The following is a 22,637-nucleotide window of genomic DNA, read 5'->3' as shown; positions in this document are numbered from 1 at the left end:
CGGCGCTTGGTCGCGGTCGCGGTTGCGCCGCGACCGGAACTGTTCCGCTGGGCCATGAGGTTCTCACGCTCCCTATGACAGTCTGTCCTCGGCAGGCGGCGCAGGTCATCACTGCGTGCCGGTGCCGCCAGGGGCGCGCATACCCGTCAGGGGCGGTCCAAATCCGATTCGTCGACAGCTGAGCGTTCGAAGAGGTGCGCGAACGCCCGGAGGTTCGCCACCGACTCGCCCCGACTGACCCGCCAGTCCCACTCCCGGCGGATCGCCGACCCGAACCCGATCTCCAACATCGTGTCGAAGGACTCGTCCGCGTACGTGAGCACCGAGCCGAGCAGCCGGTCCAGTTCCTCCTCGGTCACCCCGGCCAGGCCCACCCGACCGGTGAGGTAGACGTCGCCGGCCGCGTCCACCGAGAACGCCACCCCGTACATCCGGGCGTTGCGCTGGAGCAGCCAGGTGTAGAGCTCCTCACGCCGCTCGTCCGGCTGGCGCATCACGAACGCCTCGATCCGCAGCGCGTGCTCCCCGACGATCAGATTGCAGGCCGTCCTGAGCTTGTGCGTGCCGGGCAGCGTCACGACGTACGAGAACTCGCCGGTCGACTCGACGGTCAGCTCCCGCTCGGCGCAGACCGACTCCACGAGCCGACCGATCTCGGCGCGGCTTGGCACCCTGCCCACCTCCGTGTTCCGTGGGCCGTCCCGGCCCGACCGGTCCGCCCCGCCGGCGCTCATCCGCCCGGCTGACGGCTGACGGCTCAGCAGGCCGCCAGCGGGATCACCGTCGCGTCGTCCGCCAGTTGCGCGGTGAGCCGGTTGCGCTGTTCCGCCACCGCCTCACGGTAGACCGTGAGCAGCCCGCTGGCCGTACGGGACCAGGAGAAGTTGCGGGCGTGCTCGACGGCGCCCCGGGACAACTCGGCCCGGCGCGCGGGCGCGGCGAGCAGGCTGGCGAGCATCCGGGCCCAGTCGACCGGGTCGTGCCCGTCGACCAGCATCCCGCTCACCCCGTCGCGTACCGCGGTGACCAGCCCGCCCACCGCGGCGGCCACCACCGGCGTACCGCAGGCCTGTGCCTCCAGGGCGACCAGGCCGAACGACTCGTTGTGCGACGGCACCGCGACCAGGTCGGCGGCCCGGTACGTGGCGGCCAGGTCGTCCCCGGTCTGCGGCGGCAGGAACCGCACGGCGTCGGTGACGCCGAGCCTCCCGGCCAGCTCGATCAGGGCCGTCGGCCGGTCCAGTCCGCTGCCGCTGGGCCCACCGGCGATCACCACGGTCACCTGGCCGGCCAGCTCGGGATCCCGGGCCCGCAGTGCGGCGAGCGCGTGCAGCAGCACGTCCGGCGCCTTGAGCGGCTGGATGCGGCCGACGAACGCCACGATCAGCCCTCGCTCGGGCAGCCCCAGGCGGCGCCGGGCGGCGAGCCGGTCCGCCACCTCCCGCCCACGCTCCGGCGGGGTGAAGCGGTCCAGGTCCACGCCGGGCTCGACCACCCCGACCCGTACCGGGTCGGCGTCGTACCGGGCGATGAGGTCGCGCGCCTCGACGGCGGTGTTGGCCACCAGCCGGTCGGCCTCGGCCACCACCTGCTCCTCGCCGATCACCCGGGCCTTCGGCTCGGGGCGGTCCCCCTCGGCAAGCCGGGCGTTCTTCACCTTGGCCAGGGTGTGCGCGGTGTGCACCAACGGCACCCCCCAGCGCTCCTTGGCCAGCCAGCCGACCTGCCCGGAGAGCCAGTAGTGCGAGTGGATGAGGTCGTAGAAGCCGGGTGGGCGGGCGGCCTCGGCCCGCAGTACGCCGGTGGTGAAGGCGCAGAGCTGGCTCGGCAGCTCCTCCTTGGCCAGCCCCTCGAACGGCCCGGAGGTGATGTGCCGGACCCACACGCCGGGCGCCATCTCGACCACCGCCGGCAGCTCGCTCGACGTGGCGCGGGTGAAGATCTCCACCTCGACGCCCGCCTCGGCGAGCCGTCGGGAGACCTCGACGATGTAGACGTTCATCCCACCGGCGTCCCCGGTGCCGGGTTGGTGCAACGGTGAGGTGTGTACGGAGAGGGTCGCGATCCGTCGAGGCATCGGCCACGGTTGGCAACCTCGCTGCCGGGCCAGGCCGGTGTGCAGATCCGCCACGTCCGCTCCTTCTGTCACGGTGTTACGTCATGCCCGCACGACCGGGACGGCCATGTCCGCTCGACCGGGGCGCCCCAAAAGGCAACCACTGCGGCGGATGTCATCTTCCCGATTCGCCCCTGGCAATTCGTCCGGAGCGGCCCACAGGGTGACGGACCTCTCTCCGCGTCCGGGCCGTACCCGCCGTTGAGCTGCGGAATGAACCGCTGTAGACCTGGGCGCACCAACGGGACAGCGGCGCATCCGCCGGCGCGGCCCGCGCCTTGCCGGCCCGCGCCTTGCCGGCCCGCGCCTTGCCGGCCCGCGCCTTGCCGGGCTGCGTCTTGCCGGGCTGCGTCTTGCCGGGCTGCCGCGGGCGTGGGCGCACAGACGGGGCAGCTCTACAGGCGCGCAGCCAGCACCGTTGCGAAGTCTCCGCGCCAAGACGGGGCAGCTCTACAGGCCGCGGCCGGCGCTGTTGCGCGGTCTCCGCGCCAGTCGGCGCACAGACGGGGCAGCTCTACAAGCGCGCGGCCGGCCCTGCTGCGCGGTCTCCGCGCCAGTGGGCGCACAGACGGGGCAGCTCTACAGGCGCCACGACCGTCCTGCTCGGCCAGGACAGGAGCATTCGCCCGCCCGACCGACCGACTGGCCGGGCCGGCGGCGGGGGCGGGGGCGGGGCCGGCGGCGGAGGGCGGGGGCCGGCGGCGGGGGCGATCCGGGTGGGCCAGAATGGCCCGATGACCTCCGTCGCGATCGTCACGGGCGCGTCCAGCGGGATCGGCGCCGCCACCGCCCGGCGGCTCGCCGCCGAGGGCTTCCACGTGCTCGTCGCCGCCCGCCGCGCCGACCGGCTCGCCAGCCTCGTCCAGGAGATCCGCCGGGCCGGTGGCACGGCCACCGCCCAGGCCTGCGACGTCACCTCCGACGCCTCGGTGGCCGAGCTGGCGGCCGCCGCGGCCGAGCTGCCCGGACCGGTCACCCTGCTGGTCAACAACGCCGGCGGCGCCCGCGGGCTCGATCCGGTCGAGTCGGGGTCGGTCGCCGACTGGCAGTGGATGTACGACGTCAACGTGCTCGGCACCTTGCGGGTCACCCAGGCGCTGCTGCCGGCCCTGGAGGCCTCCGGTGCGGGCACCGTGGTGGTGGTCAGCTCCACCGCCGGCCTCGGCGTCTACGAGGGCGGCGGCGGCTACACCGCGGCGAAGCACGCCGAGACCGCGATGGCCGGGACCCTGCGGCTGGAACTCTGCGGGCGACCGGTCCGGGTGATCGAGATCGACCCGGGCATGGTGCGTACCGAGGAGTTCTCCCTGACCCGCTTCGGCGGCGACGCGCGGCGCGCGGCGGCGGTCTACGCCGGTGTCGCCGAGCCGCTGGTCGCCGACGACGTCGCCGACTGCGTCGCCTGGTGCGCCACCCGGCCGCACCACGTCAACGTGGACCGGCTGGTGGTCCGCCCGCTGGCCCAGGCGTCGCAGCACAAGGTGCACCGGGTCGCCCCGGACACCGAGGGCTGAGGCGACCGGTGCCCGCCGCACGGTCGCGGTCGGGCGGCGCCGGGACCCCGGCGTCGCGCCCCGTCGGCGCGGTGACCCGGGGCACCACCAACGCCAACCGGCTGCGCCGGGTGGACAACTGGATCGCGGCGACCTGCGCGGACCTGCTCCGCGACGCCCCGGACCCGCTCGTGGTCGACCTCGGCTACGGCGCCAGCCCGGTCACCGTGGTCGAGCTGCGCGCCCGGCTGGCCGCCGCGGCCCGGCCGGACGTCCGGGTGGTCGGGCTGGAGATCGATCCGGTACGGGTGGCCGCCGCCGCGCCCGCAGCCGACCCGCCGGGGCTGACCTTCGGGCTGGGCGGGTTCGAGCTGGCCGGGCTGCGCCCGGTGCTGGTACGGGCGTTCAACGTGCTGCGCCAGTACGCCGAGCCGGAGGTGGCACCGGCCTGGCGGAGCATGACCGGGGCGCTGCGCCCGGGTGGGGTGCTGGTGGAGGGGACCTGTGACGAGTTGGGGCGGCTCGCCGCCTGGCTGCTCCTGGACGCGGCGGGGCCCCGCTCGCTGACCCTGGCCGCCCGGCTGGCCACCCTGGACACCCCGGGCACGCTCGCCGAGCGGCTGCCCAAGGCGCTGATCCACCACAACGTGCCGGGCACCGGCGTACACGCGCTGGTCCGGGCCCTGGACGAGGGCTGGCGGGCCGCCGCCCCGTACGCGACGTTCGGGCCGCGGCAGCGCTGGGTCCGTACCGTCGAACGGGTCCGCGCGGACGGCTGGCCGGTGCTGGACCGGCCGGCCCGGTGGCGCCTCGGTGAGGTGACGGTGGCCTGGGCGGCGGTGGCCCCGTCCGGCGCGGGGTGGTGACGGGCGCTCAGAGCGCGCAGTTGACCAGCACCGGTTCCGGGTGCAGGGTCGCACCGAACCGGTCGTGCACGCCGTCGCGGATCTCCCGGGCCAGCGCCAGCAGCGCCGCCGTGGAGCCGCCGTCGGCGTTGGTCAGCGCCAGGGTGTGCTTGCTGGAGATGGCCACCCCGCCGGCCCCCCGGTAGCCCTTGGCGAAGCCGGCCTTGTCGATCAGCCAGGCGGCGCTGACCTTCACCACGCCGCCGGGGCCGGGCCAGGAGGGCGGTTCCCCGAGGTCGGCGGCGCGCTCCCGCAGCGCCTCGTACGCGGACGCGTCGAGCACCGGGTTGGTGAAGAACGAGCCGACCGAGCGGGTGTCCGGGTCGGCCGGGTCCAGCACCATGCCCTTGCCGCCGCGCAGCCCCCGTACGGCGGCCCGGGCGTCGGCCAGTGGCACCCGGTCGCCGACCTCCACCCGGAGCGCGCGGGCCAGCTCGGCGTAGCGCACCGGTGCGGAGAGCGGGGACCGGGCCAGCCGGAAGTCGACGCTGAGCACCGTCCACCGGTCGCTGTGCCGGAAGACGCTCGACCGGTAGCCGAACCGGCACTCCTCGGCGGTCATCCGCAGCACCTCGCCGGCGACCCGGTCGTAGACCTCGACGCCGGTGACGGTCTCGGCGACCTCCTGCCCGTACGCGCCGACGTTCTGGATCGGGGTGGCCCCGGCCGAGCCGGGGATGCCGGAGAGGCACTCCACGCCGGACCAGCCGGCCTCGACGGTGGCGGCGACCAGGTCGTCCCAGGGCTCACCGGCCGCCACCCGGATGCTGACCGCGTCGTCGGTCTCGGCGAGCACCCGGATGCCCCGGGAGCGGACCAGCACCACGGTGCCGGGGAAACCCTCGTCGGCGACCACCACGTTGCTGCCGCCCGCGAGAACCATGATCCGCTGCCCGAGCGCCTCGGCTTCCCGTACGCTTTGTACGATTTCATCCGTTTGCTCGGCCACCACCAGGCGCGCGGGCGCACCGCCCAGCCGCAGGGTCGTATAGCCGGCCAACCGCGTCGGGTCGGTGGGGCCGGTGGCGGTTGTCGGTCTGGCGCTAACGTCTGGCACGCCATTCACCCTAGGCTGAGAGGCGGCCCGGCCGGTGGCGGCCCGGTGGCGCGGGAGGATCGTCATGAGCAGACTGCACGGCACCAAGGACTTCTGGATGGGCGCCCTGCGCGCCGAGGGGCCCGCCTTCGGCGCGGCGATCGCGGAGGCGCCGCTCGACATCACCGTGCCGTCCTGTCCCGAGTGGACCATGACGGACCTCGTCCACCACCTGGGCTCGGTCTACCGGCGGGTGCGGGGCATCGCCCAGCAGGGCGGCACCGAGCGGCCGGCCCCGCTCGCCGTGCCGGACGGCCTGCCCACCGGCTCCGCCGTGGTGCAGTGGTGGCGCGAGGAGTTCGACCAGCTCATGGTGGTGCTGGACGCGCTGGACCCGGAGGCCCCGGCGTGGAACTGGGCACCCCAGCCGAAGCGGGTCGGGTTCTGGCACCGCCGGCTCGCGGTGGAGACCGTGGTGCACCGCTGGGACGCGCAGATGGCGGCGGCGGTCGGCGAACCGATCGAGGCCAAGCTCGCCGCCGACGGCGTCGGCGAGGTGCTGGACACCCTGCTGCCGGCCGGCAGGCGCGTCTCGCCCGAGGGGGCACACGGCGTCGTCCAACTGGTCGCGACCGACGCCGGCCAGGAGTGGTACCTGCGGCTGCGCGGCGAGGGCGTCGCGCTGCTGGACACCGACACCCTGCTGGACAGCGACGACCACCACGCCCGGGCGCACGTCTCCGGCACCGCCAGCGACCTCCTGCTGGCCCTCTGGGGTCGGCTGGGTTTCGACGTCCTCGACGTGGCCGGCGACCCCAACCTGCTCCCCGCCCTCCGCGTCGGCTGACCCCCACCTCCCGATGATCAGGGGACGGTTCCGCGTGTCGTACGGCGTGTCGCGGTAACCACTCCCTGATCACCGCGATCAGTCTCGGGAGGGGCCCCGGGGAATCTCGGCATCGATCGGTGGCGCGTGCTTGACACAGTCGACCGCCGCCGTCAGGCTCTCGTGAGAGCGCTCTCCCTACCGCCGGTCACGATCAGCTGACGCTGGCCGCGCGACCCTCGACGTCGTCGTCGTCCGGCGGTTCGGCTACGGCGGCGCCGAGCGGTCCGAAGGGGACGGTCCACACGGACACGGGGGAAGGGCGGTCGAGGAGCATGGCGGCGGACCGGTCCGCGGGAACGACGGTGGCATCCGCACCGCCCGGCGACGCCCCAGCGGGTTGTTGACCTTCATGGCGACGTGGAACGATTTCAGTGGCCGTACGCGGTGCCCCACGATCCGAAAGAACCCCTCCTCGCTTGACAGATCATCGGCGGAATCATGGAAGGCGCGGTGAAGGCATGACGGGTACCCACTCTTCGACGGCCGGCACTCCGGCGGCACTGTTGCGGCGGACGGAGGTGACACACCGGTTCCCGGAGGGCTTCGTCTGGGGCGCGGCCACCGCCGCGTACCAGATCGAGGGGGCGGCCCGCGACGACGGTCGCGGCCCGTCGATCTGGGACACCTTCAGCCGTACGCCGGGCAAGGTCTACGCCGGGCACACCGGCGACGTCGCCTGCGACCACTACCACCGGTACCCGCAGGACGTGGCGATGATGGCGGATCTCGGCCTGGCGGCGTACCGGTTCTCGATCGCCTGGCCGCGGATCAAGCCGGACGGCTCCGGCCCGGTCAACCCCCGCGGGCTGGACTTCTACGACCGGCTGGTGGACGAGCTGCGCGGGCGCGGGATCGACCCGATCATCACGCTCTACCACTGGGACCTGCCGCAGGCCCTGGAGGACCGGGGCGGCTGGACCAACCGGGAGACCGCGGAACACTTCGCCGACTACGCCGCCGCGGTCTACGCCCGGCTCGGCGACCGGGTCACCACCTGGACCACCCTCAACGAGCCGTGGTGCTCGGCCTACCTCGGTTACGGCAACGGGCTGCACGCCCCGGGGCGGCGGGATCCGGCGGCCGCCTTCGCCGCCGTACACCATCTGCTGCTCGGGCACGGCCTGGCCGTGCGGGCGCTGCGCGCGGCGGGTGCCGGCACCGTCGGGGTCACCCTCAACCCGGTCGCCGCGTTCCCCGCCGACCCGTCCAGCCCCGCGGACGCCGCGGCGGTACGGCTGGTCGACGGGCTGCACAACCGGATCTTCCTCGATCCGCTGCTGCTGGGGCGCTACCCGACCGACGTGCTGGACCACGTCTCCCGGTTCACCGACCTGGGCTACCTGCGCAGCGGCGACGAGAAGATCATCAACGCCCCGATCGACGTGCTCGGCGTCAACTACTACGCCCCGACCTACCTGGCCGCCCGGCCGGGCGCGGCCGGCGGCGGCGGCGCCTACCCGGGCACCGAGGGGATCGAGTTCCTGCCGCCGGCCGGCCCGCTCACCGACATGGGCTGGATGATCGAGCCGGCCGGGATGACCGCCGTGCTGACCCGGATCTCCCGGGACTACCCGGCGGTGCCGCTCTTCGTGACCGAGAACGGCGCCGCCTTCGAGGACAAGTACGACGGCGGCGGCTCCGAGGCGGAGGCGGCGGGGCGGGTGCCGGACGTTGACCGGATCGCCTATCTTGACGGGCACCTGCGGGCAGCCCACGAGGCCATCTCCCAGGGGGTCGACCTGCGGGGCTATCTCGTATGGTCGTTGTTGGACAACTTCGAGTGGGCCGAGGGTTACCGCAAGCGGTTCGGGATCATCTACGTCGACTACCTGACCCAGCGCCGGGTGCCGAAGGACAGCGCCCGGTGGTACCGGGAGGTGATCCGGCGCAACGGCCTGTGAACGGCGCCGGCGACCCGGGCGGGGGCCGGTGGCCGAGGTGGGGAGCGACATATGACGGCGGCTCGTGAGCGGCCCACGCTGGAGGCGGTGGCGCGGCGGGCCGGCGTCTCCCGGGCGACCGTGTCGCGGGTGGTGAACGGCTCCACCACCGTCGCCGAGCCGATCCAGGAGGCGGTCCGCCGGGCGGTCCGGGAGCTGGGGTACGTCCCCAACCTGGCCGCCCGGAGCCTGGTCACCCAGCAGACCGACTCGGTCGCGCTGATCCTGCCCGAAGCCGCCACCCGGGTCTTCTCCGACGACCAGGTCTTTCCCGGCATCATCCGGGGGGTCAGCCGGGAGCTGGAGGCCGCCGGCAAGCAGCTCGTGCTGATCCTCGCCGAGTCGACGGCCAGCCACGAACGGGTCGAGCGGTACGCCATGGGCGGGCACGTCGACGGGGTGCTCTTCGCCTCGCTGCACGGCATCGACCCGCTCCCCGGCATGCTCGCCCGGACCGGGCTGCCGGTGGTCTGCTGCGGCCGCCCACTCGGCCAGCCGCCGGTGCCGTACGTCGACGTGGACCACGTCGGCGGGGTGACCAGGGCGATCCGGTACCTGCTCGACTCCGGCCGGCGCCGGATCGCCACCATCGCCGGCCCGCAGGACATGGTCGCCGGGATCGAGCGGCTGGCCGGCTACCGCGGCGTGCTGCGGGACGCCAGCCGCCGCTCGATCGTCGCGGTCGGCGACTTCACCCGGGAGTCGGGTGCGGTGGCGATGAGCCAGCTCCTGGACGACGACCCGGGGCTGGACGCGGTCTTCGTCGCCTCCGACCTGATGGCCCACGGGGCGCTGCGGACGCTGCGCGAGGCCGGCCGCCGGGTGCCCGACGACGTGGCCGTGATCGGGTTCGACGACATCGAGATGGCCAGTTACACCGACCCGCCGCTGACCACCGTCCGCCAGCCGATCCAGGACCTGGGCCGGACGATGACCCGGCAACTGCTCCGGCTCGCCGCCGGGGAGGAGATCGACCGGGCCGTGGTGCTCCCCACCGAGCTGGTGCTCCGGGTCTCCGCCTGACCTCGACCCGGCCCGCCGGCGCCCGACCCGGCCCGGCCCGGCGACGCTCAGCCCAACGCGAGGTCGGCCCCAACGCGGAGGTCGGCCCCAGCGCGGAGGCCGCTCAGCCCGGCGTGGATATCCGCTCGGCGGTCGCGTAGGTGTCCGCGCCGAAGAGCACCAGCCGGGCCTGCTCGACGGTCGCCGGCCGGGCCGCGCGGAGCGCGGTCAGCGCCTGGCGTACCGCGTCGTCGACCGGCCAGCCGTAGACGCCGGCCGAGATGAGCGGGAAGGCGACCGAGGTGGCACCGAGGTCGTCGGCGACCCCGAGACTGTTGGTGTAGCAGTCGCGGAGCAGGGCCGAGCGGTCCTCGTCGGCGGACCAGACCGGCCCCACGGTGTGGATCACCCAACGCGCGGGAAGCTCGCCGGCGGTGGTCGCCACCGCCTGACCGGTCGGCAGGCCCCGGCCGTACCGGTCGGCGCGCAGCGCCCGGCACTCGGCCAGGATCGCCGGTCCGCCCCGGCGGTGGATCGCGCCGTCCACCCCGCCCCCGCCGAGCAGGGACGAGTTGGCCGCGTTGACGATCGCGTCCACCCGCTCGGCGGTGATGTCCCCCCGCACCAGCACGATCTCCATCAGCGTCCCCCGAGCTGTCCGGTCGGCGCGGCGGCCGGGGTCGGGGCGCCCGGCGTGGCCCCGGCGATTGCCGGGGCCGGCGGGCCCGTCGGTCCGGCGGAACCGGCCGCCTCGATGGACTGGCCGAGGGACCGGCGGGCCAGCAGCGCGGCTCCGGCGACCGCGGCCGGCATCACCAGCACCGCGCCGAGCGGGATCAGGAAGCCGAGGAAGACCGCGACCCCGAAACCGAGCGCGAGCGGACGGTTGGCCCGCAGCACCCGGCGGCGGTCCGGCAGCCGCATCCCGCGCCGGTAGAACGGCACGCCGACCAGCTCCAGGGCGAGGAACCAGCCGCCGACCGCCGCCGCGACCACCGGCACCACGAGCTGGCCGACCACCGGGATGAAGCCCGCGACGAAGAGCGGCACGCCGATCAGCGCCGAGCGGCCGAGCAGCCGCAGCGAGTCGACCAGGCTGCGCCGCATCGACCGGTACCAGGGCACCTCGACCTCGTCCGGCACGCCGCCGTACCGGGCCTCCACCCGCTCCGAGATCCGCTCGTAGAAGGGGTCGCCGACCAGCAGCGTCACCGCCGCGAACGTGAGCACCCCGAGCAGCCCGCCGAGGCCGAGGAAGGCGAGCGCGGCGATCAGGCGTACCCCGTCGCGGGTGGTGTCCGACCAGCTGTCGGCGAACGGGGTGACGAGTTCGGCGAGGTCGGAGACGAAGTAGACCAGGGTGGCGTACCCGGCGAGGTAGAGCGTCCCGGTGATCAGCGCCGGTACGACGCCGAGCAGCATCAGCCCGGGATTGCGTACGTAGATCGCCAGGCCCCGGAACAGCAGCCCGACGCCGGTACCGAATTCGGAGAGGGCCCGACCGGTCCGGCCGGCCGCCACGGGGGTGTCCACGACCGGGAAGCCTAATCGGCGACGCCGGAGACGGCACGGTTCGCCGCCGTACCGGCGGTGTCGGGGTGTGCGGGGTGAACCGGCCGGGGCCGGCCCGCGGGCGGCGGGGCAGGATGGAGGACGTGCGCGCCGCCCGGCTGATCTCCCTGATCCTGCTCCTCCAGGCGCGGGGAACGATGACCGGGGCCGAACTGGCCCGGGAGCTGGAGGTCTCCGAGCGGACCGTCTACCGGGACGTACTGGCGCTCAGCGCCGCCGGCATCCCGGTCTACGCCGACCGGGGCCGGGCCGGCGGATACCGGCTGCTCGGCGGCTACCGGACCCGGCTGACCGGGCTGAGCCGCAGCGAGGCCGACGCGCTGTTCCTCTCCGGCCTGCCCGGCCCGGCCGGCGAGATGGGACTGACCGAGGTCGTCGCCGCCGCGCAGCTCAAGGTGCTCGCCGCGCTGCCGTCCGGGCTGCGCGACGCCTCGGCGCGGGCCGGCCGGCGGTTCCACCTGGACGTGCCCGGCTGGTTCCGGGACGCCGACCCGCCGCCGTGGCTGGCCGAGCTGGCCCGCGCGGTGTGGCAGGACCGGACGGTCGAGCTGCGGTACCGGCGCCGGGAGCGGGAGGTGGACCGGACGGTCGAGCCGTACGGGCTGGTGCTCAAGGGCGGCGGCTGGTATCTCGTCGCCCGGGTCGGCGCGGAGCACCGCACCTACCGGGTGGACCGGATCCTCGACGTCGAGGTCGGCGAGGCCACCTTCGCCCGGAACGAGGCGTTCGACCTCGCCGGCCACTGGACCGCCCAGGCCGACCGGTTCGTCCGGCAGATGCTGGCCGACGAGATCACCGTACGGCTCAGCCCGGCCGGCCTGCGCGCGCTGCGCCACGTCACCGAGCCGCCGGCCGTCGCTGCCGCACTGGACGGCGCCGGCGAGCCCGACGGGCAGGGGTGGGTGGTCACCCGGCTGCCCGTCGAGTCGGTCGACGTGGCGTACACCCAACTGCTGGCCCTCGGCCCGGAGGTGGAGGTGCTCGACCCGCCGGGGTTGCGGGCCAGACTCGCCGAAGCGGCCCACCGCCTCGCCCGGCTCTACATGTAAGGAAGGGGCCCTTCCTATCGCTTTTTGTATAGGAAGGGCCCCTTCCTAACGCCTAACACCTAAGCACCTAACAGCTCAGCGGTAGCCGGTGGCGTCGGCCGGCCGGCCCGCGCTCTCCACCTCGACGATGTACCGCCAGGCGTCCGGCTGGCTGCCGTCGAGGTCGGTGAACCCGTACACCTGGGCGAGCTGGCCACTGGAGAGCGACTGTCCGGACCAGCGCGCCCGGTCCGGGTCGGTGGCGAGCGCGGCGACGGCCCGGCCGACGTACGCCGGGGTCTCCGAGATGACGAAGTGCGGCTGGTCGACCGTGGCGTCCCGCCAGTTCTCCTCGGTCACGCCGAAGATCTCCAACATCGCCTCCGAGCGCAGCCAGCCGGGGGTGAGCGCCACGGCGGTGCCGCCGTACTCGCGCAGCTCGTGCGCCCAGCTGAAGGCCAGCCGGTTGACCGACATCTTGGCCAGGTCGTAGAAGACCGACAACCGGTAGGTGGCGGTGTTGTATGCGGTGGTGCCGTCCCCGACCTCGACCACCAGCCCGCCCGGCCGGCGGATCAGCAGCGGCAGCGCGAAGTGGCTGGTCACGATGTGCGTGTCGACGGCGAGCCGGAGCGCCCGGAAGCCGGCGTCGAGCGGCTGCTCCCAGACCGGCTTGTGCCAGGTGATCAGCGGGTCGGCCCCCCACACGTCGTTGACCAGCACGTCCAGCCGGCCCTGCTCCCGGTCGATCCGCTCGACCAGTGCCCGCACCTCGTCCGGAACGAGGTGGTCGACCCGTACGGCGATCCCGACGCCGCCGGCCGCCGTCACCAGCTCGGCGGTCTCCTCGATCGTCTCCGGCCGGTCCAGCTCCGAGCGTCGCTCCCGGGTGCTGCGCCCGGTGGCGTACACGGTGGCGCCGGCCGCACCGAGCTGCACCGCGATCTGCCGGCCGGCCCCTCGGGTCGCACCTGCCACGAGCGCGACCTTTCCTGTCAGCGTTCCAGTCATGCCGGTGACCCTGGCAGGAAAACCTGACAGCCCCTGTCCGGATTTGTGGCGGACCCGGTCACCCCGCCGGCCACGGTCAGACAGCACCCCGGGCCACGCACTATGGTTCCGGCACGTGGCATCGACCCCGCACCACACGCTCGACAGTGGAGGACGACCGCCGTGCCCGACCTGACCACGCCGTTGTGCCGCCGCCTGGGCATCACCGCCCCGGTCGTACAGGCACCGATCGGCTCGGCGACCACCCCGGAACTCGCGGCGGCGGTCTCCGCCGCCGGGGGCCTCGGCACCCTCGCGCTGACCTGGGCGACCGTCGACGAGAGCCGCGAACGCATCCGGCGGGTACGGCGGCTGACCGACCGACCGTTCGGCGTCAACCTGGTGCTGGACTTCCCGGTCGCCGAGCACCTCGCGGCCTGCCTGGACGAGGGCGTACCGGTGCTCTCCACCTTCTGGGGCGACCCGGGCCGGGTGCATCCGGCGATCCGGGCGGCCGGGGCCCTGCACGTGCACAGCGTCGGATCGGTGGCCGAGGCGCGACGGGCGGCCGAGGTGGGCGTCGACGCGGTCGTCGCGCAGGGCTGGGAGGCGGGCGGGCACGTACGCGGCGAGGTCGCCACCATGGCGCTGGTGCCCGCGGTGGTGGACGCCGTGCACCCGGTGCCGGTGCTCGCCGCCGGCGGCATCGCCGACGGGCGCGGCCTGGCCGCGGCGCTCGCCCTGGGCGCCCAGGCCGGCTGGCTCGGCACCCGCTTCGTCGCCGCCGCCGAGGCCGGCAGCCATCCGGTGTACCGGGACCGGGTGCTCGCCGCCACCGTGGCGGACACGGTGCACACCCGCTGTTTCGACGGCGGCTGGCCGGACGCGGCCCACCGGGTGCTGCGCAACACCACCCTGGACCACTGGGTCGAGGCCGGGTCGCCGGCCGCCCCGGACCGGCCCGGCGAGGGCGACGTGCTGGCCACCGACGCGCGGGGCCGGGAACATCTCCGGTACGGCGACGTGATCCCGCTGCCCGGCATGACCGGGCGCCTCGACGAGCTGGCGCTCTACGCCGGCCAGTCCGCCGGCGGGATCCACTCGGTGGCCCCCGCGGCGGAGATCGTCGAGACCCTGCTCCGGGAGGCCACGGCGGCGCTGCGACACGCCGGCGGCCGGGTGATCGGCGTACCGGCGGGCGGGCTCAGCCCTCGTTGAGGAAGTGGGAGATCTTCTCGCGCAGGTCGGCGCGGTGGCTCCAGAACACGCCCGGCCGGTCGTACACGTGCAGGGTGGCCGAGGGCAGCGTGGCGGCGAGCTGTTCGGCGACCGCGAGCGGGTGCAGCTCGTCGCCGGCACAGCCGACCACCAGGGCCGGGGCGGTGACCGCCGCCAGGCTCGACCGGTCCCGGATCGCCACCCCGTCCGGCAGGTCGGCCAGTCCCTCGCCCAGGCCGTCCCGCATCAGCTGGTCGACCCGCTGCCGCAGGTAAGCCCAGCCGGCGGGGGTGTTGCGGACGGGCGCCGGGACCTCGGCGGCGACGGCCTCGGCGACCGTGCCGGCGTCACCGGTACGCACCGCGGCGAGCAGCCCGGCGAGCCGCTGCCGGGCCGCGTCCGGCCGGGGTTCGTCGAGTACGGCGGGGAGCACGAAGACGACCCGCTCGAAGCGCTCGGGGCTCTCCCAGAGCACCCGGCTCAGTGCCGCCGCGCCGAGACTCACCCCGAGGGCCCGGGTCGCACCGCTGAGGTCGGCGATCGCCCGCAGGTCCCGCCCCAGGTCGGCGTAGCCCCACCGCCCGGGGGGCGAGTCGGAGCGCCCGTGTCCACGGAACTGGAAGAAGACCCGGCGACCGGCGACCGCGCTGCCCAGCGGCCGGGTGGTCGAGATCCCGGCGGCCAACCCGTGCGCGAAGACGGTGACCGGGTCACCGGCGCCGGTGACCAGCCGCTCCAGCCGTACGCCGTGCGGGGTGGCGACCAGCTCGGTCTCCGGTTCGGGCAGCGCCGGCCGCCCACTGCGCGGGGCGGTGGGGCCGGGGCCGTACGTCCGTGGCCCGCCGTCCGGCGGCGGTGGCCAGCGGAAATCTCTCACCAGAAGCCCTTGCCGTCGGTGAGGTCGCGCAGGCCCACCCGGACGTCGAGCAGATAGATCAACGCCGCCGCGATCCCGATCAGGGCGAACAGGTTGATCGGTCGGTACAGCAGCAGGGTCAGCACCAGGCAGACCGCCAGGATGGCGATCCAGGCTCCCTTGGGGAGCGTGCCGATGGCCGGGAAGGCGTCCGAACGCTGGGTGATGCAGTGTACGAGCGCGACGCCCTGGATGACGAGGGCGAAGACGAGCAGCACCAGGTTGATGACGTCGACGACGGCGAGGTAGAAGAGCGGCGCGGCAGTGGCCATGCCGTGAAGCTTATGCCGGCCACCCCGGGTACGTGCTACTTGCCGCACCCGGGGTGACCGTCCTCGACGCTCCGTACCGGCTGGACCGCCCCGGCCGGCGGCTGCACGCCGCCAGTCGAGGGACCGGCGGCGGGAGCTACTCGCCGCTGGTCGGGCGGGGCGTCCGCTTGGTCGCCGGCCGGGTCGACTTGGCGGCCGGGCGGGTCGACTTGGCGGCCGGCCGGCGCTTCGGGGCAGCGGCGTCGTCCGCGGTGGGGATCACCTCGGCGACGTCGGCCGGGGTGGGGATCTCGGCGGTCGGCTCGGCGGCACGGGTCGGGGTGGCGGCGACCGCGGCGGGCGCCTCGGTGGCCTCCATGTCGGCGTTGACGGTGTCGGCGGCCTGCACCACGCCGGTGCCGACGACCCGCTCGCCCCGGGCGACCAGCTCGCCGTAGACGGCGAACGCCCGCTCCTGGGCGGCCTGGGCACCGGCCACCACCACGGCGGCGTTGCGGATGGCGGCCTCGCGCAGCCGGTCGAGTTCCACGTCGCGCCGGGCCGCCCGGTCGCGCAGGCCGGCGGTGTTGGCGTTGCGCAGCGTCGTCGCGGCCTTCTCGCGCAGCTCGGCGGTGGTGGTGACCGCCTTCTCGCGCAGCTCGGCGGTCGTGCTGACCGCCTTCTCCCGCAGCTCGTTGCGGGCGGCCGGGTCGCTGAGCCCGGTCACCACCTCGGGCAGCCGGCGCAGCTGCTGGTACGCGACGTCTCCAACACCGGCGACCGCGTAGAGCGGGGCGGGAATCCGGGTGTTCCTGGGCTGGCTCATGCTTGCTCCTCCTCGTCAGGGGCCGAGGCGGCCGTCGGGGCCGGACCGGCCTTCTTGACGGCTTTCTTGGCGATCTTCTTGGCGGTCGGTCGGCGGACGGGTCGGGACCGCTCCGCGGGGCGGTCGGCGGTGGGCGGCGGCGGGGCGGCGCCCGCCTCGGTCACCGCCACGGATTCGAGTACGGCCTCGGTCGGCCCGGGCGGGCCAGGCCGGGTGGCCGGCGCCTCCGGGGCGGACGGGCCCGGGCCGGCGGTCGGGGTCGACGTGCCGGTGCCGGTGCTCGACGGGCCCGGCTCCGACGCCGCCGGAGCGGCCTCGGCGGTGCCGGCCTCGGCGGTGCCGGCCTCGGCGTGCCGGAGGTTCTCCCGGCGGAACGTCTCGTAGATCTGGCTCAGCGACTGCTTCTGCGCCATGGTGAGGTCGGGGTCGGCCGCGATGGCGGCGAGCACCCCCTGCCCCTCGGGGTCGTCGAGCAGGCCGGCGCGCAGGTACATCACCGGGGTGGAGACGCGCAGCGCGCTGGCCAGCTGCTGGAGCACCTCCGCGCTCGGCTTGCGCAACCCGCGCTCGATCTGGCTCAGGTACGGGTTGCTGACCCCGGCCTGCTCGGCGAGTTGGCGCAGCGAGATCTGCGCGTTGCGGCGCAGGTCACGGATGAACCCACCGACGTCACGGGGAAGGTCCTTCGGAGTGGCCATGCGTCCGACGGTAACCGCCGCTGCTTGCTCCTGCAAGCGAAACGCTAGCCAGAGTTAGCGACGTCTCAGCGGACCGCTCAGCGCGAGGCGGGCACTCACCAGAGCGGGCGTACCGCCCCGACCGGCTCGCCGCCGCCGTACAGCGGCAGCTCGGCCAGCTCGTCGAGCACGGTGGCCTGCCGCAGTGCCCCGGAGCCGGCGAGCCGGCGCAACGCGGAGACCAGCACCGGCGGGCGGGCCCGCTTCGCGCCGTCATCGATCTTGATCGCCACCGCGCCGACCCCCGGCGCGGCCACCGCGACGATCCCCTCCGCCCCGCTCTTCGCGAGCAGGCCGGGCACCCCGGACATCAGCCGGGTGTCGTCGGCGTCACTGCCACCCACCAGCACCGGATGCGCCCGCATCGCGTCGGCGACGGCCCGCTCCGGCGAGCCCGGCTCGGCGGTGACCAGCCGCAGGTAGCCGCGGGCCAGCCCGGTCAGCGACACGGCCAGCACCGGCGCACCACACCCGTCGACCCCCACCGCCGCCGCCCGCTCGCCGGTCAGCTCCTCGACCGCGGCCCGCAGCCGCTGCTGCAACGGGTGCTCCGGACGCCAGTAGTCCCGGACCGGCCAGCCGGCGGCCAGACAGGTGAGCAGCATCCCGGTGTGCTTGCCGGAGCAGTTCATCCGGGACCGCGACGGCCCGCCGCCGGAGCGCAGCACCGCCGCCGCTGCCACCTCGGAGAGCGGCAGCTCCGGCGGGCAGTGCAGCGCCGACTCGTCGAGCCCGGCACCGCGCAGCAGGGCGGTGACCCGCTCCACGTGGACGTCCTCGCCGGAGTGGCTGGCGCAGACGATGGCCAGGTCCGCCGGATCGGCCAGCCGGAGCCCGGAGCGGAGCATCCCGATCCCCTGGAACGGCTTGTTGGACGAGCGGGGGAAGACCGGCGCCTCGACGTCCCCGGCCGAGGCCGTCACCGCCCCGTCCGGGCCGAGCACGACCACGGAACCACGGTGGACCGACTCCACGAAGTCCGACCGGACCGCCCCGGCGAGCGGCACACCACCGTTGTAGATCATGCCCATGTCCGCGACGGTACGCCCCGCACCGGCCCGGTTCAGCTCCGGGGCGCGAGTCCGAGCAGGTCACGCGTTTGCGCGGGGGTCAGCGGCGGCCGCTGGGCGAGCTGCGCGAAGCTGACCGCGCGGGCCACCAGCTGCATGTTGGACTCGACCGGCCGCCCCTTCGCGTACGAGACGGTGTCCTCCATCCCGACCCGCAGGTGCCCACCGGTGGAGAGCGCCGCCAGGATCACCGGGATCGTGCCGCGCCCGATGCCGGTCGCCGAGAACGTCGTCCCCGCCGGCAGGTCACGCAGGGCCTGCCGGCAGGCGACCAGCGCCTCCGTGGTGGCCGGCATCCCCCCGGGCACCCCCATCACCAGGTCGACGTGCACGTGCCCGCCCGCCGGCAGGCCGTACCGGTCGAGCAGGCGGCGCAGCGCCGTCAGGTGGCCGAGGTCGAAGATCTCGTACTCCGGCACGACCCCCCGGTCCTGCATCCGGGTGTGCAGCTCGACCACGAACTCCCAGCGGTTGAGAAAGACGTCGTCGCCGAAGTTGACCGTGCCCATCGTGCAGGAGGCCATCTCCGGGGCGGCGTCCAGCACGGCCAGCCGGTCGGCCTCCGGGTCGGTCACCGCACCGCCGGTGGAGAGCTGCACGACCAGGTCGGTGCTCTCCCGCAGCGCGGCCACCGTCTCCCGCAACCGCCCCAGGTCGAGGGTCGGCCGGGCGTCACCGTCCCGGATGTGTACGTGGATCACGGCGGCGCCGAGCGCCTCGCACTCCTTGGCGGTCAGCAGCAGCTCGTCCAGGGTCACCGGCAGCGCCGGCACCTCCGTCTTCGCCGACTCCGCCCCGGTCGGCGCAACCGTGATCAACGTCCCAGTCGTCATGGCCGGATCCTAGTCGCGTGCGCCGTCACGACTCCGGGTCGATGGCGGCGGCGGTGCCGTCGACCAGCAGGGCCGCGTCGTCCGGCACCGAGCGCTTGAGCACGGCCAGGGTGACCGGGCCCAGCTCGTAGTGCCGCACCGCCGTGCCGACGAAGCCGACCGCGCGGCCCCCGGCGGTCACCGGGGTGCCGACCGCCGGCAACTGGTCGGTGGTCACGCCGTCCAGGTGCAGCAGCGCCAGCCGGCGCGGCGGCCGGCCCAGGTTGTGCACCCGGGCCACCGTCTCCTGGCCCCGGTAGCAGCCCTTGTCCAGGTGTACGGCCGGGGCGACCAGTCCCACCTCGGCCGGGATGGTGCGGTGGTCGGTCTCGAAACCGGCCCGGGGCAGCCGCGCCGCCACCCGCACCGCCTCGTACGCCCACAGTCCGGCGACCGGCGCGCCGGCGGCGGCCAGTTCGCCGGCCACCTCTGCGATGGCGCCCCGGGGAACGAGCAGGTCCACCCCGAGCGGCACCCGCCGGACCCACCCACCGGCCGGCAGCGGCCGTACGTCGTACAGCACGGTGGGCCGGGCCGGCAGGGTGCCGGCGGCGAACTTCGGACCCGGCACCCCGAGCACGTCCGGAGCGGCCAGGCCGGCGACGCCGAGGACCGCGACCACCTCGGTCGCGCGGGGGCCGACCAGCGAGAGCAGCGCCCAGTCGGCGGTCGCGTCCCGGGGGTCGACCCGGGTGAAGAACCGCATCTTCGTCAGGTAGTCGAGCAGTCCGGCGGTGTCCCCCGGCTCGGTGTCCAGCCAGGTCGTCTCGCCGTCCTCGGCGACCATGGCGTGCTGCTCGACGTGGCCGTGCGGGGAGAGGACCAGCAGCTCACTGCCCTGCCCGGCGCGCAGATCGGCCAGGTGCTGGCTGGTCAGGGTGTGCAACCAGCCGGCCCGCTCCGCACCCGGGACCGCGACCACGCCCCGGTGCGACCGGTCCACCAGGCCGACATCGGTGGCGAGCAGCCGCTGTTCGCGCATCGGATCGCCGTAGTGGGCGGCCACCGACCGCACCCCGGCGGCGGCGTGCTCCGGTGCGGGCCGGTCCCGCGCCTCGTCGTCGATCGCCTCGACGGCTACCGCACCCGCGACGTCGATCATCCCTGCTTCTCCCTGCACCCGGTCCGGCCGCAGACGCCGAAGAGCGCCACGTGCCCGATGTCGATCTGGAACCCGCGTTCGGCCGCCAGCTTGTCCGCGACCGGTCCGAAAATCTCCGGATCGACCTCGTCCACCGCCCCACAGACCCGACAGACCAGGTGCGCGTGGGTGTCCTCACCCGCGGCGTGGTAGGTCGGTGACCCGTGGGACAGGTGTGTATGGGTAACCAGCCCGAGGCGCTCCAGTAGTTCCAGCGTGCGGTAGATCGTGGTGATGTTCACTCCGGCAGCCACCTCGCGCACCGCCGAGTGCACCTGTTCGGGGGTGGCGTGCCCCAGGTCGATGACGGCTTCCAGGATGAGCTGCCGCTGCGCCGTCAGGCGTAGCCCACGGGAACGCAACAGTTCGGCGAGTGACGATTCCGACACCGACAAAGCATAGTTCGGATCTCCGCCGCGCCGCCCGGCGCCGGCCGACGCCCGCCGGCTACCCTCGGCGTCGTGTCCGGCGGACAGATCGTTGCGGTGCTGGGCCGGGGCGTGGTGCCGGCCGACGAACCGGTGCTCCGGGCCGACGACCAGGGCGCACTGCACGGGGACGGGCTCTTCGAGACGATGCACGTCCGGGGCGGACGCCCCTGGCTGGTCGACGAGCACCTGGCCCGGCTGGCCCGCTCGGCGACCGCCCTCGACCTGCCGCTGCCGGCAGCCGCCGAGCTGCGGGACCTGCTCGACACCGCCTGCGCCGGCTGGCCGGCGGCGACCGAGGGGGCGCTGCGGCTGGTCTGCACCCGGGGACCGGAGCGCGGCGGCCCGGGCACGGTCTACGCGACGCTGGCCGAGGTGCCGGCCGCGTCCCGGCGCGCCCGCCGGGACGGCATCGCGGTGGCCACCCTGCCGCTCGGGGTGACCGCCGACGCCCGGTCCGGCCGCCCGTGGCTGCTGGCCGGCCTCAAGACCCTCTCGTTCGGGCAGCACAAGGCCGCCCGGCGCTGGGCCGCCGCCAACGGCGTCGACGACGCGCTCTGGATCTCCACCGACGGGTACGCCCTGGAGGGCACCAGCGCCAACCTTGTCTGGCTGGCCGGCGACACCCTCTGCACCGTGCCCGCCGACACCGGGATCCTGCCCGGGGTGACCGCCGACTGGCTGCTCGGGCGGGCCGCCGCGCTGGGCTGGACGGCCGCCCGGCGACGGATCTCCCCGGCCGGCCTGCGGGCGACCGGCGGCGTCTGGTTCACCTCGTCGGTACGGGGGCTCGCGGAGGTGCGCTCCCTGGACGGGGTGCCGCTGCCGCCGTCGCCGCACACCGCCGCCCTCCACGACCTCCTCGGCTTCCCCCTTGGGTAAGGAAGGGCCCCTTCTTATCGCTTTCTGTATAGGAAGGGCCCCTTCCTAACACGCGAGCCGGCGTGACACGTGGGGCGGCGTGACGCGTGGGGCGGCGTGACGCGTGGGGCGGGTCGGCGCGTGGGGCGGCTCGGCGCGCTATCCGCCTACCCGGATCAGCCGGGCGGAGAGGTGCGGCGAGAGCGGCTGCCCCATCGCGGCCATGTCCTGGGCGTAGAGCAGGGCACCCTCGACGATGCCGAAGAGCCGGTGTCCGGCGGTGACCTCCTTGGCCGTCGCCGTACGCAGCACCGCGTCGCTGACCAGCTCCACCTGGGTACCGGTGATCTTGCCGACGTGCAGCTCCATCACCCCGGTCGGGGTGGTGAGCAGGACCTCCAGCTCGTCGGTCCCGCTGCCCTCCTCCCTGAGCACCGGCCGCCACCAGCCGACCTCCCGGCCGGCCGGCCGCACCGGCTGGCTCTGCTCGTCCAGGATCCAGGCGCGGGACTCGTAGTGCAGGAAGGGCCGCCCGTCATGGGTGATCCGGATCTCCTGCGCGTAGTCGAAGTCCTCGATGGTCGGGAAACCGCCGCGACCGCGCCCCCGCCACAACCCGACGTACGGAAGCAGGCTGTTCAGCGCCGGATGCAGGTCCGGCCCGGTACGCAGGTCGTAGGTCTCCGCGAACGGGTACGGGTCGACGGGCGGAGCGTTGAGCCACGGCGGCGGCTGGATCGGGTTGTCGCTGTCGCTCACCAGCGTCCTCTCGAAATGCGGATGGCCAGATACACCAGGAAACCGGCGAGCGCGCCGAAGCCCGCCACCAGCAGGCTCACGAACCCAATCTCGGTAACCATGACGGGTTGATCCTATGCTGGCCGCATGGCTCGCACTCTGGTCGTCAAGGTCACCGCCGGCTCCGACGCCCCGGAGCGCTGTGCCCAGGCGTTCACCGTGGCCGCCACGGCGGTCGCCTCGGGCGTGGACGTCTCACTCTGGCTGACCGGCGAGTCGACCTGGTTCGCGCTGCCGGGGCGGGCGGAGGAGTTCGAATTGCCGCACTCCGCGCCGCTGCCGGAGCTGCTGCACGTGATCATGAGCAGTGGGCGGGTCACCGCCTGCACGCAGTGCGCGGCCCGCCGGGAGATCACCGAGTCGGACGTGCTGCCCGGGGTCCGGATCGCGGGGGCGGCGGTCTTCGTCGAGGAGGCGATGGCCGAGGGCGCCCAGGCGCTGGTCTACTAGCCGGTCCTGTCCCGCCGGCCGGCCACTCCGCAGGGGCGTATGCCCTTGGAGTGTGATGCCTCTGGGGCATATTCATGCCGCAGAGGCATCACGCTCAA

25 protein-coding genes are annotated in these 22,637 nt (G+C 74.5%); 9 read left to right on the top strand and 16 right to left on the bottom strand.

Annotated elements, in window-relative coordinates; translation table 11 throughout:
* Positions 1-146: 146 nt before the first annotated feature.
* A complete protein-coding gene (locus ACQEUR_RS09310; RefSeq protein ID WP_433028430.1) occupies positions 147-671 on the bottom strand; it encodes a YbjN domain-containing protein in 525 nt (174 codons plus the stop codon).
* An 86-nt stretch (positions 672-757) separates the two neighbouring features.
* Positions 758-2,131, bottom strand: a complete 1,374-nt coding sequence (gene mshA, locus ACQEUR_RS09305; RefSeq protein ID WP_433028427.1) for a D-inositol-3-phosphate glycosyltransferase — start codon at positions 2,129-2,131, stop codon at positions 758-760.
* 719 nt (positions 2,132-2,850) lie between these two features.
* Between mshA and ACQEUR_RS09300 the strand changes: the two genes are divergently transcribed.
* A complete protein-coding gene (locus ACQEUR_RS09300) occupies positions 2,851-3,630 on the top strand; it encodes an SDR family oxidoreductase (protein ID WP_433028424.1) in 780 nt (259 codons plus the stop codon).
* Positions 3,631-3,701: 71 nt separating this feature from the next.
* Positions 3,702-4,475 carry a class I SAM-dependent methyltransferase gene (locus ACQEUR_RS09295; protein ID WP_433028421.1) on the top strand — a complete coding sequence of 258 codons (774 nt, stop codon included), beginning with the start codon at positions 3,702-3,704 and terminating at the stop codon, positions 4,473-4,475.
* Positions 4,476-4,482: 7 nt separating this feature from the next.
* Here ACQEUR_RS09295 and ACQEUR_RS09290 read toward each other — a convergent pair whose 3' ends face one another.
* The gene (locus tag ACQEUR_RS09290; RefSeq protein WP_433028418.1) at positions 4,483-5,571 is read right to left on the bottom strand and encodes a UDP-N-acetylmuramate dehydrogenase; all 1,089 of its coding nucleotides are present in this window, start codon (positions 5,569-5,571) and stop codon (positions 4,483-4,485) included.
* A 64-nt stretch (positions 5,572-5,635) separates the two neighbouring features.
* Between ACQEUR_RS09290 and ACQEUR_RS09285 the strand changes: the two genes are divergently transcribed.
* From ACQEUR_RS09285 to ACQEUR_RS09275, 3 genes are all read left to right on the top strand, one after another.
* Complete coding sequence (locus ACQEUR_RS09285; protein WP_433028415.1) at positions 5,636-6,397, top strand: maleylpyruvate isomerase family mycothiol-dependent enzyme; 762 nt, start codon at positions 5,636-5,638, stop codon at positions 6,395-6,397.
* A 500-nt stretch (positions 6,398-6,897) separates the two neighbouring features.
* On the top strand, positions 6,898-8,340 hold the full coding sequence (locus tag ACQEUR_RS09280; RefSeq protein WP_433028412.1) for a GH1 family beta-glucosidase: 1,443 nt from the start codon (positions 6,898-6,900) through the stop codon (positions 8,338-8,340).
* Positions 8,341-8,391: 51 nt separating this feature from the next.
* Complete coding sequence (locus ACQEUR_RS09275) at positions 8,392-9,402, top strand: LacI family DNA-binding transcriptional regulator (RefSeq protein WP_433028409.1); 1,011 nt, start codon at positions 8,392-8,394, stop codon at positions 9,400-9,402.
* A 103-nt stretch (positions 9,403-9,505) separates the two neighbouring features.
* On the opposite strand, the gene ACQEUR_RS09270 is transcribed toward ACQEUR_RS09275, so the two are convergent.
* Positions 9,506-10,021 (bottom strand): O-acetyl-ADP-ribose deacetylase, encoded by a 516-nt coding sequence (locus ACQEUR_RS09270; protein ID WP_433028406.1) that lies wholly within the window; start codon positions 10,019-10,021, stop codon positions 9,506-9,508.
* Positions 10,021-10,914, bottom strand: coding sequence for an EI24 domain-containing protein (locus ACQEUR_RS09265; protein ID WP_433028403.1), 894 nt, complete (start codon positions 10,912-10,914; stop codon positions 10,021-10,023). Before ACQEUR_RS09265 ends, ACQEUR_RS09270 begins: the two co-directional genes overlap by 1 nt.
* Positions 10,915-11,027: 113 nt before the next feature.
* Between ACQEUR_RS09265 and ACQEUR_RS09260 the strand changes: the two genes are divergently transcribed.
* Positions 11,028-12,002 (top strand): helix-turn-helix transcriptional regulator, encoded by a 975-nt coding sequence (locus tag ACQEUR_RS09260; RefSeq protein ID WP_433028400.1) that lies wholly within the window; start codon positions 11,028-11,030, stop codon positions 12,000-12,002.
* A 75-nt stretch (positions 12,003-12,077) separates the two neighbouring features.
* Here the strand turns inward: ACQEUR_RS09260 and ACQEUR_RS09255 are convergent, their stop codons facing one another.
* Complete coding sequence (locus tag ACQEUR_RS09255; RefSeq protein WP_433028396.1) at positions 12,078-12,992, bottom strand: SDR family oxidoreductase; 915 nt, start codon at positions 12,990-12,992, stop codon at positions 12,078-12,080.
* 162 nt (positions 12,993-13,154) lie between these two features.
* Between ACQEUR_RS09255 and ACQEUR_RS09250 the strand changes: the two genes are divergently transcribed.
* The gene (locus tag ACQEUR_RS09250; RefSeq protein ID WP_433028393.1) at positions 13,155-14,189 is read left to right on the top strand and encodes an NAD(P)H-dependent flavin oxidoreductase; all 1,035 of its coding nucleotides are present in this window, start codon (positions 13,155-13,157) and stop codon (positions 14,187-14,189) included.
* On the opposite strand, the gene ACQEUR_RS09245 is transcribed toward ACQEUR_RS09250, so the two are convergent.
* The 8 genes from ACQEUR_RS09245 to ACQEUR_RS09210 form a co-directional block, all read right to left on the bottom strand.
* Complete coding sequence (locus ACQEUR_RS09245) at positions 14,176-15,066, bottom strand: alpha/beta fold hydrolase (protein ID WP_433028390.1); 891 nt, start codon at positions 15,064-15,066, stop codon at positions 14,176-14,178. The genes ACQEUR_RS09250 and ACQEUR_RS09245 overlap by 14 nt on opposite strands.
* Positions 15,063-15,377, bottom strand: coding sequence for a DUF2516 family protein (locus ACQEUR_RS09240; protein ID WP_433028387.1), 315 nt, complete (start codon positions 15,375-15,377; stop codon positions 15,063-15,065). The genes ACQEUR_RS09245 and ACQEUR_RS09240 overlap by 4 nt, the downstream gene beginning before the upstream one ends.
* 136 nt (positions 15,378-15,513) lie before the next feature.
* The gene (locus tag ACQEUR_RS09235; RefSeq protein WP_433028384.1) at positions 15,514-16,182 is read right to left on the bottom strand and encodes a hypothetical protein; all 669 of its coding nucleotides are present in this window, start codon (positions 16,180-16,182) and stop codon (positions 15,514-15,516) included.
* Positions 16,179-16,880, bottom strand: coding sequence for a helix-turn-helix domain-containing protein (locus ACQEUR_RS09230; RefSeq protein ID WP_433028381.1), 702 nt, complete (start codon positions 16,878-16,880; stop codon positions 16,179-16,181). Before ACQEUR_RS09230 ends, ACQEUR_RS09235 begins: the two co-directional genes overlap by 4 nt.
* A gap of 95 nt (positions 16,881-16,975) precedes the next feature.
* Positions 16,976-17,950 carry an asparaginase gene (locus tag ACQEUR_RS09225; RefSeq protein ID WP_433028378.1) on the bottom strand — a complete coding sequence of 325 codons (975 nt, stop codon included), beginning with the start codon at positions 17,948-17,950 and terminating at the stop codon, positions 16,976-16,978.
* Between the two features lie 32 nt (positions 17,951-17,982).
* Entirely contained in the window at positions 17,983-18,822 is an 840-nt protein-coding gene (locus ACQEUR_RS09220; protein ID WP_433028375.1) for a 3-keto-5-aminohexanoate cleavage protein, read from the bottom strand.
* A gap of 25 nt (positions 18,823-18,847) precedes the next feature.
* Complete coding sequence (locus ACQEUR_RS09215; RefSeq protein ID WP_433028372.1) at positions 18,848-19,963, bottom strand: YgfZ/GcvT domain-containing protein; 1,116 nt, start codon at positions 19,961-19,963, stop codon at positions 18,848-18,850.
* Complete coding sequence (locus tag ACQEUR_RS09210) at positions 19,960-20,391, bottom strand: Fur family transcriptional regulator (RefSeq protein ID WP_433028369.1); 432 nt, start codon at positions 20,389-20,391, stop codon at positions 19,960-19,962. Before ACQEUR_RS09210 ends, ACQEUR_RS09215 begins: the two co-directional genes overlap by 4 nt.
* 72 nt (positions 20,392-20,463) lie before the next feature.
* Here ACQEUR_RS09210 and ACQEUR_RS09205 point away from each other — a divergent pair, with 72 nt between their 5' ends.
* A complete protein-coding gene (locus tag ACQEUR_RS09205; RefSeq protein WP_433028366.1) occupies positions 20,464-21,312 on the top strand; it encodes an aminotransferase class IV in 849 nt (282 codons plus the stop codon).
* A 138-nt stretch (positions 21,313-21,450) separates the two neighbouring features.
* On the opposite strand, the gene ACQEUR_RS09200 is transcribed toward ACQEUR_RS09205, so the two are convergent.
* Complete coding sequence (locus tag ACQEUR_RS09200) at positions 21,451-22,053, bottom strand: FABP family protein (protein WP_433028973.1); 603 nt, start codon at positions 22,051-22,053, stop codon at positions 21,451-21,453.
* Positions 22,047-22,151: a small membrane protein MtfM gene (gene mtfM / locus ACQEUR_RS09195; protein WP_433028363.1), complete on the bottom strand. Its 105-nt coding sequence runs from the start codon at positions 22,149-22,151 to the stop codon at positions 22,047-22,049. Before mtfM ends, ACQEUR_RS09200 begins: the two co-directional genes overlap by 7 nt.
* Positions 22,152-22,176: 25 nt before the next feature.
* On the opposite strand from mtfM, the gene ACQEUR_RS09190 reads away from it, so the two are divergent.
* Entirely contained in the window at positions 22,177-22,539 is a 363-nt protein-coding gene (locus ACQEUR_RS09190) for a DsrE family protein (protein WP_433028360.1), read from the top strand.
* Positions 22,540-22,637 lie beyond the last annotated feature (98 nt).

It is taken from the genome of Plantactinospora sp. CA-290183 (assembly GCF_050936375.1).
Classification (GTDB): domain Bacteria; phylum Actinomycetota; class Actinomycetes; order Mycobacteriales; family Micromonosporaceae; genus Plantactinospora.
The sequence above is the reverse complement of the archived record's forward strand: the minus strand, read 5'-3'. Positions and strand labels throughout refer to the sequence as shown.